The sequence below is a fragment of the Amycolatopsis echigonensis genome (genome assembly GCF_014174495.1).
Lineage (GTDB): Bacteria > Actinomycetota > Actinomycetes > Mycobacteriales > Pseudonocardiaceae > Amycolatopsis > Amycolatopsis echigonensis.
The window spans coordinates 19,820-36,525 of record NZ_JACJHR010000059.1; the positions used below are offsets into that span (position 1 = coordinate 19,820).

Sequence of the window (16,706 nt, forward strand, 5' to 3'; positions counted from 1 at the left end):
CACCTAATCTGCCATGGCGGCGGCGAAGCGCGTGATGTGCCCGGCCAGTGCGTCCGGTTGATCCTCCGAGACGAAGGTGTACGAGTCCGCGACCTCGACGAGTTCCGCGTCCGGCAATATCTCCGCCAGGCGGTGCGCGAGGCTGATCGGGAACAGCTTCTCTTCGGGCGGCCATACCAGCAGTACCGGACGCTTGAACTGGCGCAGTTTCTCCGCCGCGGCGAGGGTGTGGCTCGAGTCGACGGTGCGCAGGAACTTGCGCAAATCTCGTTGCACCCCAGGGGATTTCCGCAGTTTGCCCAGGTACTCCTCGGCGATGTCCGGCGGCAGCGGGCGTTTCGTGACCCAGCCGAACAGCAGCGGCAGCCGGTACAGCGCCTTGATCCGCAGCAGCTGGCCGAGCACTGCCATCGAACCCGGGACGCGGGCGATCGGCGGCAGCGGCTTGAAGATCGGCGGGAAGAAGTACTCGAAGCTGTCCGACGGCGTCAGCACTACCCGTCCGACCCGCTCTGGATACCGCGCGAGCAGCAGTTGCGTGATGGCGCCGCCGGTGTCGTTGGCGACCAGGATGACGTCTTCGAGGTCGAGTGCGGTGAGGAAGTCGCCGAGGAGGGTGGCGAGGCCGGCGGCACTGAGGTCGGCGTCCGAGCGCATCGGGACCGGGTGCGCGCCCAGCGGAAGATCCGGGGCCAGGCAACGGAACCCGGCGTCCGCGACGGTCGGGACGACGTTGCGCCAGAGCAGGGCGTTGGTGAGGACGCCGTGGACGAACACGACCGGGCGGCCGCGTCCGCGTTCGAAGTACCGGAGCTCGCCTTGCGGGAGGTTGACGTGCCGGGCAGTGCCGAGTTTCTCGTGTGCGTTCATGCTGGCGAAGATACATACATGCAGTCTGTATGTAAATTACCTCGCAGGTAATGCCCGGCCTGACCGGGGAGGATGGTTACCGCGGCGCTAGCCGACGGGTGATCCTGTCGAACAGCTTGCGACTGGGTCCTTCGCCGACTGGGCGGCCCGCAATATCGCCGCGCTGAGGCTTACTCAGCCGAATGGCAGCGCGAGCACAGTCCGGACACCGTTTCGTCGGCCGATTCCGTTGGCGTGCCGGGGATTGCCTCCAGCCGGCCGCACTGGCGGCACAGCAGGTGCCGGTGGTCGAAGCCGGAAAGCTCGTAGCGCTGCGCGACGCCGACGTGGTCGAAGCGGTGAATGAGGCCGGCGGTGACGCCGGTGGTCAGCACGTCGTGGACGCCCCTCGTGGACGCCATCGACAGCCGTTCGCGGACCAGCGGCAGCAGTTCCGCGACGGTCACGTGCGGATGTTCGGCCAGCACTTCCAGCACGACCTGCCGGGCGGTCGTCACGCGCAGGCCGGCGCGCCGGAGCCGGGTCCCGGCGTCGGCGCTGGACGGGAGGGGTGCGGAGGTCGTGAGCACGCCTCATTTGTAGCCCCCAAAGTTGATCCAGTCAAATGTAAGAACGGGTCAACTCTGGCCGTGTGACCCACTGCACGCCAGAATTGATTCGGTCAAGTCTGCGGGTACGATCCGGGCCATGGACGAGTTCGGGGCGCGCCTGCGCGACAAAGGCCTGCGCAACACGCCGCAGCGGCGTGCGGTGCTGGCCGCGGTCGCGCGGACCCCGCACGTCACGGCCGCGGAAATCGCGACGGTGCTCGACGCCGACGGGGCGGTCGGCGCGTTGTCCCGGCAGGGCCTTTACAACGTGCTCGACGACCTCGTCGGCGCCCGCCTGCTGCGCCCGCTCGAACCGGCGGGGTCGCCCGCGCGGTTCGAACTCGAAACCCACGACAACCACCACCACCTGGTCTGCCGCGGCTGCGGCCGGATCCAGGACGTGCCGTGCGCGATCGGAGCCGCGCCGTGCCTCGAACCCGGTCCGGTGCCCGGTTTCCGGGTGGACCAGGCGGAGGTCACGTGGTGGGGCATGTGCGCGGAGTGCGAAGCCAAGGCTTAACGCAGCGCGTCCTGCAGCGCCGCGAGTCCGACCGGGCCGACGGCCAGCGCGTCGTGATGCCACTGGCGCAACGTAAATCCTGGTTTTGCGGCGGCTTCGGCGCGCGCCCGCAGCCACGCGCGTTCGCCGATCTTGTACGAGATCGCCTGGCTGGGCCAGCCGAGGTACCGCACGATTTCGGCGTGCACCCGGTGTTCCGCGGCCAATCCCCGTTCGTGCAGGAATCGGCACGCGGTGTCGAAGTCCCAGCGGGAACCGTCCGGCAGCGGCAGATCGAGGTGCGAGCCGAGGTCGATCACGACACGCGCGGCCCGCAGCGCGGACCCGGCCAGCATGCCGAGCCGGGTGCCGCGCTCGGAGAACCAGCCCAGTTCGTCGGCGAGACGTTCGGCGTACAGCGCCCAGCCTTCCGCGTGGCCGCTCACTGAATGGACGCGTGCGTAACGGCTGACCGAATCCCCGGCCAGGCCCGCGACGCCGATCTGCAGATGGTGTCCGGGAACGCCTTCGTGGAACACCGTCGAAAGCTCGGACCAGGTCGCGAAGCGTTTCCGTCCGCCCAGCGGCCACCACGTGCGGCCGGGGCGGGAGCCGTCTTCGGCGGGACCGGTGTAGTACGGCGAACCCGACGCGGAGCCATACGCGAGTACGACATCCAAGGCGCGCAACGGTTCCGGGATGTCGAAGTGTTCGCTCGCCGCCTCCAGTGCGCGATCGTGCGCGGAACGCAGCCAGTCCAAATAGGACTCTTCGCCGGTTACCGAGCACTCTTTGTCCAGCAGCGCGAGGACTTCCGCCACGCTCGCGCCGGGCTGGATTTTCGCGACCTCAGCGGCGATTTCCGTTTCGATGCGCTGAAGTTCCGCCCAGCCCCATTCGTAAGCTTCGGCGAGATCGAGGTCCGCGCCAAGGGAAAGCCGGGCCGCGACGGCGTAGCGTTCCGCGCCGACACCGTCGGTTTCGGTGGCATGCGGGGCGTAATCCTCGCGCAAGAATCGGGCGAGCGCCGCGTAACCGCGGTGGGCCGCGTCGGCCCCGGCGCGCAGTTCATCGGTCTGCGGCCCATCGCCGTACTCCTCGACGAGGGCATTGTGGACGCCGACGTACCGCTCGGCCTGGGCCGCCGTTTCCAGTGCCTGCCGACGGGCCGCGCGCAGACCGCGGTCGAGACCGGCTTGCAGCGTCTTCTGCCAGCCGGCGAGCATCGTTTCGACCCCGGCCATCCGGACCGCGAGGACGTGCCAGTCGTCCGCGTCGCGGCGCGGCAGCAACCGGACCGAATCGGCGATCGAACTCAGCGTGCCGAAATGCGCCTGTACCTGGCGAAACGGCTCGTCCAGCTCGTGCCAGGCCAGTTCGGCCTCGAGGCTGTTCCGCAGATGCGCCGCCGCGATCCGGTCCGCGCGGGACTCGGGGGTCAGCTTCGCGAGGGCGGCGAGCGTGCGCCGGGCCAGGTCGGCGCGGCCCGCGAAACCGTCCGGGGTGAGGTCGGTGAGCGCGGTCGCGTCGGTGGTCACGCCGTCGAGGGTCGCGGCGATCGGGTCGAGCGCCGCCTCGGCCGTGACGTGGTCGGCGGACAGCTGAAAAATCGGGGTCACGCCGCCACGTTAACCGGGAACCGCCGCCGGAATATAGAGACGTTAGCGGGGTGCGGTCGCTGGTATAGAGGGAATGCCCGCGCCGGTGGTCCGGCGCGGGCATCCGCGGGAGGAAAGCCTCAGTCCGTGCCGGATTCCATCGCGGCGCGGTCGAGCAGTTCGACGTCGTCGGCCCGGCCGCGGGACGCGATCGTCTCGGCCCCGCCCTCGGGCATCGCGCCGATCAGGCCGGTCGAGGCCGCCTGCGCGGCGCCGATCAGCTTCGGGTGCGAATTGCCGCCGACCATGCCGAGGCTCGCGTACTGCTCCAGCTTGGCGCGCGAGTCGGCGATGTCGAGGTTCCGCATGGTCAGCTGGCCGATCCGGTCGACCGGGCCGAACGCGGAGTCCTCGGTGCGCTCCATCGACAGCTTGTCCGGGTGGTAGCTGAACGCCGGTCCGGACGTGTCGAGGATCGAGTAGTCCTCGCCGCGCCGCAGCCGCAGCGTCACCTCGCCGGTGATCGCGGTGCCGACCCAGCGCTGCAGGGATTCGCGCAGCATCATCGCCTGCGGGTCCAGCCAGCGGCCCTCGTACATCAGCCTGCCGAGACGGCGGCCTTCGTTGTGGTAGCTGGCGATGGTGTCCTCGTTGTGCACCGCGTTGACCAGCCGCTCGTACGCCGCGTGCAGCAGCGCCATGCCCGGGGCCTCGTAGATGCCGCGGCTCTTGGCCTCGATGATCCGGTTCTCGATCTGGTCGGACATGCCCAGCCCGTGCCGCCCGCCGATCGCGTTGGCCTCCAGCACCAGCTCGACCGCGGTGCCGAACTCCTTGCCGTTGATGGTCACCGGACGGCCCTGTTCGAAGCCGATCGTGACGTCCTCGGCCGCGATCTCGACTTCCGGGTCCCAGAACCGCACGCCCATGATCGGTTCGACGATTTCGATGCCGGTGTCCAGGTGCTCGAGCGATTTCGCCTCGTGCGTGGCGCCCCAGATGTTCGCGTCGGTGGAGTAGGCCTTCTCGGTGCTGTCGCGGTAGGGCAGGTCGTGCGCCTGCAGCCACTCGGACATCTCCTTGCGGCCGCCGAGCTCGCCGACGAACGCCGCGTCGAGCCACGGCTTGTAGATCCGCAGGCCCGGGTTGGCCAGCAGGCCGTAGCGGTAGAAGCGCTCGATGTCGTTGCCCTTGTAGGTGGACCCGTCGCCCCAGATCTGGACGTCGTCCTCCAGCATCGCGCGCACCAGCAGGGTGCCGGTGACCGCGCGGCCGAGCGGGGTGGTGTTGAAGTAGGCCCGGCCGCCGGTGCGGATGTGGAAGGCGCCGCAGGTCAGCGCGGCGAGCCCCTCCTCGACGAGGGCTTCCTTGCAGTCGACCAGCCGCGCGAGCTCCGCCCCGTAGGCGTGCGCACGGCCGGGGACGGACGCGATGTCGGGTTCGTCGTACTGGCCGATGTCGGCGGTGTAGGTGCACGGAACCGCACCCTTGTCGCGCATCCACGCCACCGCCACGGACGTGTCGAGGCCGCCGGAGAACGCGATGCCGACCCGCTCGCCGACGGGAAGGGAAGTGAGCACCTTGGACATAGGAATGATTATGCACGACGATGTATGAACGTGCATCCCCGGGTGGTGTGAACTCGCTCTCGCGCGGTTCCGGGAGTCCGTCGTTCACCGCTCGTGCAGCCGCTGGCGCCACCACGCGGACGCGTGCCAGCGGCTGAGGGAACTCGCCGCCGGATCGGGCAGGGTTCTTCGCCTGAAGTCGTCGTCGAGGGGAGCGATGATCCGCCGCAGTTCCGCACGGGCGCGGCGAGGGAGGGCTCGCAGGGCGGCTTCCAGATCGTCGCGGGCTTCGACCGGATCGCTGCACGGGCAATCGGGCCACGGAAGATACAACCAGCGGCCAGGCTGGCGCAGGAAGCTCCGATATCGGTCGAGTGCTGGAGAGACGCATCCGGCCCGCAGATCACGGGCCTCGGGTCGGTCGGCGCGGACCGCGCCGGGCTTCCTACGAGGCATTGCCCCTTCGGGTCGACATCATGTCGGGATGATGCCATATCCGTTGCTGCACGGCGTCATCCAATTCGGTCAGCAGGGCCTTAGTACGTGCGGCCCTTCCAGCCGGTCCGGCGACGTGCGGAGTCGATCGTCATCAGCGTGTACAGCGCCGCTGTGAACGGCAGCAACAGCCCCGCGACCAGGGGCTGCCGGTAGTACCGGGCGACCGGCACGAACGTCGCCGCCATCAAGGCCCACGCCACGGCGGCTTGCCATGAGCCGGTCAGGGCGAGTGCTGGCGGGGCGAGGAAAACGGCGATCATGCCCACGACGGTCCCGGCCAGCAGCAGCGGCGAATGCCGGAGCTGGGTGTAGGCGCTGCGAGCGACCATCTGCCACAGGTCCGCCAGCCGCGGATACGGCCGGACGCTCCAGACCTTCGACGCGTACCCCAGCCAGAGCCGGCCGCCGGCGGACGCGACCGCGCGGGCGAGCGCGACGTCGTCGATGACCGCACCGCGGATCGCGGCGATTCCGCCGGCGCGTTCGAGCACTGAGCGGCGGACGAGGACGCAACCGCCAGCTGCGGCGGCGGTGCGCCAGCGCGCGGAGTTCACGCGGCGGAAGGGGTAGAGCATCGCGAAAAAGTAGACGAAAGCGGGCACGATCAGGCGTTCCCAGAACGTCGCGGTGCGCAGAACGGCCATCTGAGATACCAGGTCCCGCCCGCTGGTGGAAGCGGCGACAAGGGTTTCCAGCGAATCGGGACCGTGTGAGATGTCAGCGTCGGTCAAGAGGAGGAGGTCGACGTCTCCCGCCTCGCGGACGCCGTGTGCGACGGCCCAGAGTTTCCCGGTCCAGCCGTCCGGTGGTTCGCCGGGGCTCGTGACGGTGAGCGGGAGTCCATCGGGGACAGTCAGCGAGCGGGCGACATCGGCGGTGCCGTCGCTGCTGCCGTCGTCGACGAGGATGACTCGCGCGTCGCCGGGATAGGCCTGGCGGAGCAGCGTAGGCAGGGTTTCCGGGAGCAGTTCCGCCTCGTCGCGGGCGGGCACGACGATGGCGACGGACGGCCACACGTCCGGCCGGACCAGCTCGGGCAGCCGCTGGTCGGTGCGCCAGAACCAGCTGTGGCACAACACGAGTCCGGCCCACACCGCCAGCGTTGCCCACGCGAGGACCGTGCTCATGCGCGGAGTGTAGTGACTGGCAGCAAACTGACAGGTCGCTCCCAGCCGACTCATAGAAACGCGGCTGAGACTGGTGTTCCCAGCACCGGAGAGGACACCTGGCATGGACCCGGACATCAGCAGAAGGCAAGCGGAGCGGGCGCGCGTCCGGCATCGCACCGCGTTCGTCACGGCGGTCGCGGCAGTGCTCGGAGTCGCAGCGGCCGGCGGCATCGGATACGGGCTGACGGCGGCCGGTTCGACGTCCACCAGCGGGACCACCTCGACCGGCAACGGGACGGGATCGAGCACTTCCGGCCAGGACCAGCTGCAGTCGCCTTCGCAAGACCTCGGCTCCGGCTCCGGCCACGCGCACACCGGATCGGGTGCGTCGTGACCGGGCCGTATTCGGCGGCGTTTCCCGCGCTCGGCACGACCGCGCGCGTGCTCGTCACCGAGGAGGCCGCGCTCGGCCCGGCGACCGCCTTGCTGCGGACGCGGCTCGCCGAACTCGATCGGGCTTGCAGCCGGTTCCGGACGGATTCGGAAATTTCGGCACTCCACCGTGCCGCGGGAAGGGAAGTCGAGGTGAGCCCGCTGCTGGCCGACGCGCTGTCGGCCGCGTTGCGCGCCTCGTGGCTGAGCGGCGGACTGGTCGATCCGACGGTCGGCGGATCGATGGCCGCGCTCGGCTACGACCGGGACTTCGCCGAGATCGCCGACGGACCCGCTGCGGCGCCGGTCCCCGCGCCGGGCTCGCATTGGGTGCTGTTCGAACCTGCCCGACGGGTTGTCGTGCTGCCTCGCGGCGTAATGCTGGACCTGGGCGCGACCGCGAAAGCGTTCGCGGCGGACCAGACTGCCGCGGAAATCGCGCGCCGCACCGGCTGCGGCGTGCTGGTGAACCTCGGTGGCGACCTCGCGGCGGCGGGCCCGGCACCGGCGGGCGGCTGGCACATAGCGATCGGTGACGACCACACGGACGCGGTCGCCCATCCTGGTACGACGATCACGCTCACCAGCGGCGGCCTGGCGACCTCCGGCGTTGCCCGGCGAACCTGGCGGCGCGGCGGTCGCGTGGTGCACCACATCGTCGATCCGCGGACCGGCGAGCCAGCGGATCAGTGCTGGCGAACGGTATCGGTAGCGGCCAAGTCCTGTGTGGACGCCAACACCGCGAGCACCGCCTCGGTTGTATTGGGTGCGGCAGCGTTGGACTGGCTGAGTTCGCGCGGATTGCCCGCACGGCTGGTGAGTTCGCGCGGCGCGGTCCGGACGACGGCGGGGTGGCCCGAGGATCGCCGGGAGCGTGCGTCGTGAGTTCCGCGCTCTGGTATTTCAGCCGTGCCACCGGAATCGTCTCGCTGGTGTTCTCGACGGCCGTCGTGGTACTCGGATTCCTCAATTCGGGAAGGTTCGCGACCCGGCGCTGGCCCCGCTTCGCCCTCGCGGACCTGCATCGGAACCTCGCCTTGGCCAGTCTCGCCTTTTTGGGCGCACACATCGTCTTCGCGGTCGTCGACGGTTATGTGGACCTCAGCTGGCTCTCCGTCGTCGTTCCGTTCGTCTCGGGCTACCAACCGTTCTGGATCGGTCTCGGTGCGGTAGCGGTGGATTTGCTGCTCGCCATTGTCGTGACGAGCCTGCTGCGAACCCGGATCCCGCCACGGTTATGGCGCGCGGTGCATTGGCTCGCTTACCTGTGCTGGCCGGTCGCGCTCGCGCACAGCATCGGTCTCGTCGCGTCCGACAGCGCACGTCCGCTGCTCATCGCGCTCGACATCGTTTGCCTGATCGCCGTTCTGGCCGCAGCGAGCGTGCGGTTCGGCAGTACCAGCCCCGACACCGAGGCTCGCCGCCTCTCTCCGCTTCGGAGGTGACTCTTGCTTCCCTCGCACCGGCATAACCTTGCCGCTCATCTGTCCGTCCACGGTGGACTCCCCGGCTTGGACCGCGATGCACTGATCCACGAAATCGACGCTGCTGGTATCCGCGGCCGAGGTGGCGCGGGCTTTCCGGCCGCGGCGAAACTGCGCTCCGTCGCACCAGGACGGTCCACTGTGGTCGCCAACGGCTGCGAGAGCGATCCGTTCAGCAGCAAGGATCGCGCGCTGCTGGAGCTCGCGCCGCACCTGGTGCTGGACGGTATCCAGGTCGCCGCTCACGCCGTCGGCGCGACCGAGGCTTATCTCTGCCTGCATGAGGGCAACCGAAGCGTCCTGGCCGCTTTGGCCGAACGCCGCGACGCCGTGCCGGTGAAGCTGGTCGCAGTCCCGCCCCGATACGTCGCCAGTGAAGAAACCGCGCTGGTGCATTTCCTGGGCACCGGCGATGCCCGCCCGACCGGCAAATTCCCCCGCCCGTCCGAACGCGGACTCCGCGGCCGCCCGACACTGGTCCAGAATGTCGAAACCTTGGCCCGATTCGCGATCGTCGCTCGGGTCGGAGCGGACCGCTATCGGTCTGTCCACACTGACCTGGTCACGGTCACCGGAGCGGTCGCCCGTCCTGGTGTGCTGGAAGTCCCGGCGGACACTCCCGTTTCCGCGATCCTCGCCCGCGCCGGCGGATCCGTTTCCGCACAAGCAATCCTGATCGGCGGTTACGGCGGTACCTGGATGCCGCGCTCCCTGGCCGACCCGTTGCCACTCGGGCGCGAACCCGGCCTGTCTTCGCTGCACCTGCTCCCGGAACCGCACTGCGGGATCGAGCTGACCCGGAACATTCTCTTCAATCTGGCCGCCGAATCCGCCCGCCAATGCGGACCGTGCATGTTCGGACTTCCCGCCATCGCCGGGGATTTCGCCGACCTGCTGGCCGGCCGGGACGCTACCGGCCGCCTGGCCCGCCGCCTCCCGCTCCTCAGCGGACGAGGCGCGTGCGCCCACCCGGACGGAGCGGTCCGCCTCGCCGCGAGCGCCCTGCGCGTCTTCGCCGCGGATGTCCACGCCCACCTGACGGCCGGCTCATGCCGAATCACGGCAGGTGCGGCATGAACCGCCTGACAGTAGACCCGATCGCCTGCCGGGCACACGGTTTGTGCGCGGACGTCCTGCCGGAACTGATCACTGTGGACGAATGGGGTTACCCGGTGGTACACGGGAAAACGGTGCCGGAGCCGCTGCTGGCCGAAGCGCGAAGGGCGGCTGCGGCTTGTCCGGCGTTGGCGTTGCGGTTGCGGAAGGTAGATTAACCGCAACAGTGGTCAATCACGCTCGGTGTCTCCTGGGTTGCGCCGCTCGAGAGCGTTCTGTCCGCCGTGCGGGCGGATGGTCACTTTTTCCCGCAGCAGCAAGCGACGGATAGTGCCATAGGACGCCTGATGCGCGTCCGCGATGCTCTGCATAGTCGAGCCAGATTCGTACTCGCGGACTATTCGCGCCACGTCGAGTTTGCGGCGCACCCCTTGGCGGATTTCCGGCAGCACGGCGCCTTCCCGCCGCAGCAGCCGACCGGTCCAGCTCAGCGACAGTCCGTGTTCCCTGGCGATCTCCGTGATCGACGCGCCGGCCCGCCAGGATTCGAGCATCCGGCGATTCCGCTCGGTCCGGTTCGCGCGTGCCTCGTCCGGCGTGTCCATGCAGGTGCTCCCGCTGCTGGGACTGAACGTGCTGGACCCTCCATTATCAGCCTCGCGGACGCGGAACGGGAACCGACGAACGTGGTGCATGCGGGGAGGTTCTTTGTCAGCAAATGCAGACGCAAGGTGAATCGACTAGTCAGTGCAGCACGCTGGCAACTCCGGAAAACGTAGAAATTTCATGGAGAAAGAGAAAAATCTGCTGTCCGATGGTCAGTGCGGCACCCGCAAGGTCACCCGGGTCCCGTGTCCCGGCGTTGATTCCACCTGCCCGGTGCCTCCGACCTCCGCCAGCCGGGCTTCGATCGACTGCCGGATGCCGAATCCCGGGCCTCGTTCGTGCACGTCGAAACCGCGGCCCTGGTCCCGCGCGACTACCGCCGTTCCGCCGTCGCGTTCCTCCACCCGGAGTACGACTCGGCTCGTCCCGGCGTGTTTCACCGTGTTGCGCAGTGCTTCCCGCACCGCTTCGCACAGTGCGGTGCGCCGGTCGGCGGAAAGGCGGTCGTCGTCGGCGAAGTCGGCGGCCACGAGCTGGGTGCGGAGGCCTTCGCGGGCCATTTCGGCGGCGACGTCGGCCAGTTCGACCACGAAGCCGCGTCCGGTGCGCGGTTCGATCGGCTCGGTGAGGCTCCGGCGGAGTTCGGCCGCCTCGGCGTGGGCGACCGAGCGCAGCTGGGCCAGCCGTTCGGCCGCGTGGTCGGCGTCGTCGGACGGGGAGATCGCGAGCGCTTCCAGGGTCTGCAGCACGCTGTCGTGCAGCAGCCGCCGCGTGCGCTTGCGTTCGGCCTCCCGGCCGCGGCGCAGGCCGATGTCGAGGGCGAACCGGGTGCCGACGCCCAGCAGCACGAGGATTCCGCTCGCCACCACGATCGACACGGCCAGCGCGACCAGGCAGCCGATCGACCGGCTGGTCGCGAGCGGGTTGTCCAGCCGCAGCCCGCCGGCCACGGTCAGCAGGACGCGCACCGGGACGGCCGCGGCGAGCAGCAGCAGCGCCGCGGGCAGCCCGGACGTTCCGGCCCACATCGCGACCGAGCCGACGAGCCACGTCCAGGTGACGTCGATCGCGAACGGCTGCACCGCCTCCGGCGCGAGCACCGCGATCAGCAGGTTCAGCGCGAGCCCCGCGCCGAGGTCGGCGGCGAGCACCCGCCGCGTGCGCCGCGCGGGCAGGCCGCCGGAGCGGAGCAGCCACCACAGGAATCCGGCGTTCGCGGCGACGCCCACCGCGGCCGCGGGCAGCACCGGGAACAACCCGGCGCTGCCGTTGGCCGCGGCGAATCCGATGTACACCTTGACGAACGCGGCGATCCGGTAGGCGACCGGCACGACGACCCAGTACCGTGCGGCGCGCGCCAGCGTCGCGTCGCCGACGGTGGCGAGGTCCCCGCCGGAGTCCGGCTGCTCCGGCGGGCTGCCCCGGTGCAGGAGCGTCCGCACGAATTCCCGGCGTGGTACGGCAAAACCCGGTCCGGGCATCGTCCCTCCCCGTGTCTCGCGCGAGGATATTCGATCGGTGCGGTCCAGCGTGGAAACGCCGGGTCACGCTCTGGACCTGGTCAGCCGCCACAGCATGGTGCGTTCCCGGGAGCGGGGTGCGTGCAACGGATCGGCACTGTCCGTGGCGCGTCGGTGTCTTGGCGTGGTTTCGCGCCGCCCCGCGACTTTCAGGCCCGCGGCGGAGATCCGCGCGAGCAGCTCGGCGCGGGTCCGCAGGCCGAGGTGTTCGGCGAGGTCGGACAGAATCAGCCAGCCTTCGCCGTGCGGTGTCAGATGGTCGGGCAGGCCGTCGATAAACCGGTGCAGCATCGAGGACGAGGCGTCGTAGATCCCGAGTTCCAGCGCCGAAGCCGGGTTTCCGGGCAGCCACGGGGGATTGCAGACGACCAGGTCGGCACGCCGGTCGGCGGGCCAGAGGTCGGTTTCGAGGACCTGGACCCGATCGGACAGACCGAGTCGTCGGAGGTTGTCCCGTGCGCAGTGCACGGCGCGTGGATTCAGGTCAGTTGCCACCACTTCGGCGGCACCGCGCCGGGCGAGAAGGGCAGCGAGCACTCCGGTACCGGTACCGGTACCGAGATCGAAGACGACCGGAGACCCCTTGCCTGGCAATGGTTCCTGCGCGACGAGATCTACGTATTCACTGCGTGTCGGCGCGAACACGCTATACGCAGGATACAATCGTGAGCTTAAAGCGTTGATATGAATGCCTTTCTGGTGCCATTGATAAGCGCTCAGCGCGCCGAGCAACTCACGCAACGAGATCAATGTGCTGGCGATGCCGCCGAATGCGTGATCGCAAGTGGCTCGAATGTCGGGAACTCGGCGGAGCTGAAGCGAATGGTCAGCTTCCACGAAGACCAGGACCTTTCCGAGCAGCGTCGCGCGTTCGGCGCGCGCTGAACGCGCCTCGGCGAAAGATCCCGAGCCCTCAGGGATTCGGCGGTCCATGGCGCGCACGAGCTGTCGTGCGTTGGGAAAGTCGCCGCGCCATAACATTCCGGTGCCAGCGCGCGCGAAACGCAGTGCGGCGGCAGCGGTCAGCCGGTCATCGACGACGACAATGCGGCCCGGCGGCGGAGTTCCGTTTCCGGAATGCCAACGGGCGGTGCGGATGGTTCCGTTTTCGGTCCACTGGACGGTGGACATGAATGCTCCCGGGAAGGGTCGAAGGGCCAGTCAGCCGTCGACGCTTCGCGGAGAGCAGGCGAGGATTCCCGCCGGTCAGGACAGCGGCGAACCCGCGTGCTCCCGCGAAACGCGGGAGCGGCGGTCGCCGAGAACCATGCCCATCAGCACGGCGCATCACATCCTGGAAGACTCAGTGGTGGGTCACGGAATGGTGGGTGACGGAATGGTGGGTCGTGCCGGTGCTGTGACCCTTCAGCACGACGAAGTAGACAATCGCCGCGATCACGATCAACGCGAGCACCGCCGCGATCGCGATCTTGGCCTTGCTCCACGGACGCTGGCCGTGGATCTCGCCGGTGACGCCGTTGACGAGGATCTGCCAGTTCTTCCCGGCGTAGACGTAGGTCGCGACCCACACCGGCAGCAGCATCAGCTTGAAGGTCACGTTGTTGTGCTGCGTGTCGACCGAATTCAGCCGCTGCGTGTCGCCGCCGATGTCGTACTTGCAGTCGTCGGCGATGATCGGGGCCATCCGGTTCTTGGCCTCTTCGAAACCGTTCTCCGGCTCGACGTCGTACCGCAGCGCGAAGTGTCCGGAGAGGAACTGCGGCTGGTACGGCGCGGCGTCGAGGAGCGGCCACGGCGCGAGGTTGTCCAGCTCCTGCAGCGGCAGCTGGGTGCTGGCCGGGACCAGGACGTCGTCGAAGTTCCGGGCGACCTGCCCGCGTGCGGGGTACCAGCGGGTATGGCGTACCTGGCGGGTCCTTTGCTCGCCGTTCTCGTAATAGGTCTCGGTGACGTAGTAGTACTCGCCGCGCGCACCGGTGTACACCGACACGGTTTGCGAGTCATACGTCCAATGCGGGATGTACGTGCTCTTCGTGGACTCCGCGGTGGTGACCTTCTTCAGCGCGGTCGGCGCGAACCAGCGCGAAGACGTCCACTTCTTCAGATGCGTGCTCACCGCGGGCCGGTCGAACGCGAACGGCAGCACGCCCTCGGGGACGAGCTGGCCGGACGCGGCGGGGTCGATCACCAGCGGCGCCCCGCAGAACTGGCACATGCTGGCGGTCTCGTTGGTTTCCGTCCTCGCCGCGCACCGCTGGCATACGAAGACGTACTTGCCGATCGAGCCCACCGGCTTGCGCGCCAGATTCGCCAGCTCGGCGAACGGGATCTCGCGGATCTGCCGGTCGCCGGCGGCGATTTCCTGCCGGAATCCGCAGTACGGGCACTGCATGGCCGTCGTGCCCGGCGCGAACTCCAGCCGCGCGCCGCAGCCGCCGCACTTGTAGGTCGTGTTGGCCACGCCGCTCTGCTGGGAACGTGGATCGGTCATGGGTCCCCCAGAAGGTCGGTGCGGCTCAGGACGGCGGCAGCGGCGGCGGGGCCGCGCCGAACAGCGCCGACACTTCCGGCACCTGCGAGGCCGGGGTCCACTGCGCCATGCCCGCCTTCCACACCAGGGTGTCCTTGGCGAGCGTGCCCGAGGAGATCTGCTGACCGAGTCCCGCACGGTCGAACGGGCCGAGCTGCTGGCCGTTCGCGCCGACGAACCACTGCTCGCCCTGCGGCAGCGGCGGCGGCATCGGCGGCGGGGCCTGCTGCTGGTACTGCGCTTGCGGTGGGGCCTGCTGGTACTGCGGCTGCTGGTATTGCTGGGGAGCCTGCTGCTGGTACTGCTGCGGGGCGGGCTGCTGCTGCGGTCCGGCCGCGCGCTGGCCGAGCGCCATGCCGAGGCCGATGCCGAGCCCCTCGCCCGCGCCGCCCTGGTTGTTCGCCGCCGCCTCGATCGCGTTCGCGGACTGGAACTTCGTGTACTGGTCGAGGTCGCCGACCACGCCCATCTGGGTCCGCTTGTCCATCGCGGCCTCGACCTCGGGCGGCACCGAGATGTTCTCGATCATGAACTTCGAGATCTCGATGCCGACCTCGCGCAGTTCGAGGTTCAGCGCGTTCGCGATCTTGCCCGAGATCTGCTCCTGCTGGGTGACCAGGTCGAGCATCGGCACCTGGGCGGCCGCGATCGCGGGCCCGAGCTTGCTGATGACCATGCTGCGCAGGTAGTCCGACACTTCTTCGGTGCGGAACTGCGGGTCGGTGCCGGCCAGCTCCTTCAGCAGCGCGACCGGCTCGACCACGCGGACCGCGTAGCCGCCGAACGCGCGCAGCCGGACCATGCCGAACTCCGCGTCGCGCAGGATGACCGGGTTCTGCGTGCCCCATTTGAGGTCGGTGAACTGCCGGGTGTTGACGAAGTACACCTCGGCCTTGAACGGCGAGTTGAAGCCGTACTTCCAGCCCTTGAGGGTGGACATGATCGGCATGTTCTGCGTCTGCAGCGTGTACATGCCGGGCGGGTAGGCGTCGGCGACCTGGCCCTCGTTGACGAACACCGCGGCCTGCGATTCGCGGACGGTGAGCTTGGCGCCCATCTTGATCTCGTTGTCGTAGCGCGGGAAGCGCCACACGATGGTGTCCCGGCTGTCGTCGGTCCACTCGATGATGTCGATGAACTCGCCGCGGATCTTGTCGAAGATGCCCACGTCTGACCCCTCGTCGTTGCCTCGTGCCCGCGGGCCACAGTACCTTGCGCCGCCCTCGCCGGATCACTCCGGCGCGGCCGCCTCCCGCCAAAAGTCCCGCATCTGCGGGATGCCGCCCGGCCCGTCCACCCCGCGCTGGGTGAGAAGAATCGCCACTGAACCGGTCGAAGGCGTCAAGTAGGCGCTGGTTCCGGTGCCGCCGACCCAGCCGTAGCGGCCCGGGACCTGCCACGGCTCCCTCGGCTCGACGTCGACCGCTCCGCCGAACCCCCAGCCCTGGCCTTCGAGGAAGAGCGGGTTGGCCGCGATTTGTTCCGCGGTCAGGTGGTTGGTCGTCATCTGCCGGACGGACTCCTTCGACAGCAATCCCGCCCCGTCGGAAAGGAGCATTCGGGCAAAGCGGAGCCAATCGTCGGCGGTGCTGACCAGCCCGCCGGATCCGGCCGGGAACCGCGGCACCTCGCGCCACTGACCGTCCGGCGCGTCGGCCAGTTCGAGGCCGTTCTCGCCGCCGCGGTAGTAGCTGGCGAACCGGTGCCGTTTGGCGGCGGGGACCTCGAACGCGGCGTCGACCATGCCCAGCGGCTCGAACAGCCGCTCGGCGAGGAAGTCCGGCAGCGACTGGCCGGACGCGCGGGCGATCAGGATGCCCTGCAGATCGGCGCAGGTGTCGTACAGCCACGCCTCGCCGGGCTGGTGCAGCAGCGGGAGGCGGGCCAGCCGGGCGAGCCATTCGTCCGGTTCCGGGCGCAGCCGGACCTCGCGGCCGTCGGTCTGCACCGTACGCAGCTCTTGGACCTGAGGGAGGGAGAAGTCCGACGGGAAGCCGTAGCCGGCGCGGAAGGTCAGCAGGTCGCGGACGGTGATCTGCCGTTTGGCGGGCACGACGTCGTCGACCGGGCTTTCCGGCGTCCGCACCACCAACGGGTCGGCCAGTTCGGGCAGCCATTCGGCGACGGGGGTGTCCAGGCCGAAGCGGCCGTCCTCGACCAGCATCAGCACAGCCGCCGCGGTGATCGGCTTGGTGATCGAGGCGAGACGGAAGATGGTGTCGCGGGTCATCGGCGCGGTGCCCTCGACGTCGAGATTTCCCACCGCGGTCACCTGGACTTCGTCGCCGCGCGCGACGAGGGCGACCGCGCCCGGGACGAACCCGGAGTCGACGTGGCGGCGCAGGACTTCGTGCATCATCGGTCGTTCCCTTCGCGGGCGGACGG

At 69.2% G+C, this 16,706-nt stretch carries 18 protein-coding genes; 6 read left to right on the forward strand and 12 right to left on the reverse strand.

Features of this window, described 5'->3' with window-relative positions; genetic code table 11:
- Positions 1-3 precede the first annotated feature (3 nt).
- Positions 4-870 carry an alpha/beta fold hydrolase gene (locus tag H5411_RS31960; RefSeq protein ID WP_101438275.1) on the reverse strand — a complete coding sequence of 289 codons (867 nt, stop codon included), beginning with the start codon at positions 868-870 and terminating at the stop codon, positions 4-6.
- Between the two features lie 170 nt (positions 871-1,040).
- On the reverse strand, positions 1,041-1,439 hold the full coding sequence (locus H5411_RS31965) for a Fur family transcriptional regulator (protein ID WP_101438276.1): 399 nt from the start codon (positions 1,437-1,439) through the stop codon (positions 1,041-1,043).
- A gap of 118 nt (positions 1,440-1,557) precedes the next feature.
- On the opposite strand from H5411_RS31965, the gene H5411_RS31970 reads away from it, so the two are divergent.
- The gene (locus tag H5411_RS31970) at positions 1,558-1,980 is read left to right on the forward strand and encodes a Fur family transcriptional regulator (protein ID WP_101438277.1); all 423 of its coding nucleotides are present in this window, start codon (positions 1,558-1,560) and stop codon (positions 1,978-1,980) included.
- Here H5411_RS31970 and H5411_RS31975 read toward each other — a convergent pair.
- The 4 genes from H5411_RS31975 to H5411_RS31990 all read right to left on the reverse strand — a co-directional run bounded on the left by H5411_RS31975 (position 1,977) and on the right by H5411_RS31990 (position 6,750).
- Positions 1,977-3,578, reverse strand: coding sequence for a DUF885 domain-containing protein (locus tag H5411_RS31975; RefSeq protein ID WP_101438278.1), 1,602 nt, complete (start codon positions 3,576-3,578; stop codon positions 1,977-1,979). The genes H5411_RS31970 and H5411_RS31975 overlap by 4 nt on opposite strands.
- A gap of 119 nt (positions 3,579-3,697) precedes the next feature.
- The gene (argG, locus tag H5411_RS31980; protein ID WP_183125968.1) at positions 3,698-5,146 is read right to left on the reverse strand and encodes an argininosuccinate synthase; all 1,449 of its coding nucleotides are present in this window, start codon (positions 5,144-5,146) and stop codon (positions 3,698-3,700) included.
- Between the two features lie 84 nt (positions 5,147-5,230).
- Complete coding sequence (locus H5411_RS31985; RefSeq protein WP_101438280.1) at positions 5,231-5,581, reverse strand: hypothetical protein; 351 nt, start codon at positions 5,579-5,581, stop codon at positions 5,231-5,233.
- 80 nt (positions 5,582-5,661) lie between these two features.
- Positions 5,662-6,750, reverse strand: coding sequence for a glycosyltransferase (locus tag H5411_RS31990; protein WP_183125969.1), 1,089 nt, complete (start codon positions 6,748-6,750; stop codon positions 5,662-5,664).
- Between the two features lie 103 nt (positions 6,751-6,853).
- On the opposite strand from H5411_RS31990, the gene H5411_RS31995 reads away from it, so the two are divergent.
- The 5 genes from H5411_RS31995 (at position 6,854) to H5411_RS32015 (ending at position 9,922) form a co-directional block, all read left to right on the forward strand.
- Positions 6,854-7,126 carry a hypothetical protein gene (locus H5411_RS31995; RefSeq protein ID WP_183125970.1) on the forward strand — a complete coding sequence of 91 codons (273 nt, stop codon included), beginning with the start codon at positions 6,854-6,856 and terminating at the stop codon, positions 7,124-7,126.
- Positions 7,123-8,049, forward strand: a complete 927-nt coding sequence (locus H5411_RS32000; RefSeq protein WP_183125971.1) for an FAD:protein FMN transferase — start codon at positions 7,123-7,125, stop codon at positions 8,047-8,049. Before H5411_RS31995 ends, H5411_RS32000 begins: the two co-directional genes overlap by 4 nt.
- Entirely contained in the window at positions 8,046-8,609 is a 564-nt protein-coding gene (locus H5411_RS32005; RefSeq protein WP_183125972.1) for a ferric reductase-like transmembrane domain-containing protein, read from the forward strand. Before H5411_RS32000 ends, H5411_RS32005 begins: the two co-directional genes overlap by 4 nt.
- A 66-nt stretch (positions 8,610-8,675) precedes the next feature.
- Positions 8,676-9,725: an NADH-ubiquinone oxidoreductase-F iron-sulfur binding region domain-containing protein gene (locus H5411_RS32010; protein ID WP_246369496.1), complete on the forward strand. Its 1,050-nt coding sequence runs from the start codon at positions 8,676-8,678 to the stop codon at positions 9,723-9,725.
- On the forward strand, positions 9,722-9,922 hold the full coding sequence (locus tag H5411_RS32015; protein WP_246369497.1) for a ferredoxin: 201 nt from the start codon (positions 9,722-9,724) through the stop codon (positions 9,920-9,922). Before H5411_RS32010 ends, H5411_RS32015 begins: the two co-directional genes overlap by 4 nt.
- A gap of 12 nt (positions 9,923-9,934) precedes the next feature.
- Here the strand turns inward: H5411_RS32015 and H5411_RS32020 are convergent, their stop codons facing one another.
- The 6 genes from H5411_RS32020 to H5411_RS32045 form a co-directional block, all read right to left on the reverse strand.
- Entirely contained in the window at positions 9,935-10,309 is a 375-nt protein-coding gene (locus H5411_RS32020; RefSeq protein ID WP_183125975.1) for a helix-turn-helix domain-containing protein, read from the reverse strand.
- 213 nt (positions 10,310-10,522) lie between these two features.
- On the reverse strand, positions 10,523-11,791 hold the full coding sequence (locus H5411_RS32025; protein WP_183125976.1) for a sensor histidine kinase: 1,269 nt from the start codon (positions 11,789-11,791) through the stop codon (positions 10,523-10,525).
- 63 nt (positions 11,792-11,854) lie between these two features.
- Positions 11,855-12,961, reverse strand: a complete 1,107-nt coding sequence (locus H5411_RS32030) for a methyltransferase (protein WP_183125977.1) — start codon at positions 12,959-12,961, stop codon at positions 11,855-11,857.
- 172 nt (positions 12,962-13,133) lie between these two features.
- Positions 13,134-14,282 (reverse strand): TFIIB-type zinc ribbon-containing protein, encoded by a 1,149-nt coding sequence (locus H5411_RS32035; RefSeq protein ID WP_183125978.1) that lies wholly within the window; start codon positions 14,280-14,282, stop codon positions 13,134-13,136.
- A 25-nt stretch (positions 14,283-14,307) separates the two neighbouring features.
- Positions 14,308-15,489 (reverse strand): SPFH domain-containing protein, encoded by a 1,182-nt coding sequence (locus H5411_RS49070; protein WP_101438294.1) that lies wholly within the window; start codon positions 15,487-15,489, stop codon positions 14,308-14,310.
- 63 nt (positions 15,490-15,552) lie between these two features.
- Complete coding sequence (locus tag H5411_RS32045) at positions 15,553-16,680, reverse strand: serine hydrolase domain-containing protein (protein WP_183125979.1); 1,128 nt, start codon at positions 16,678-16,680, stop codon at positions 15,553-15,555.
- Positions 16,681-16,706 lie beyond the last annotated feature (26 nt).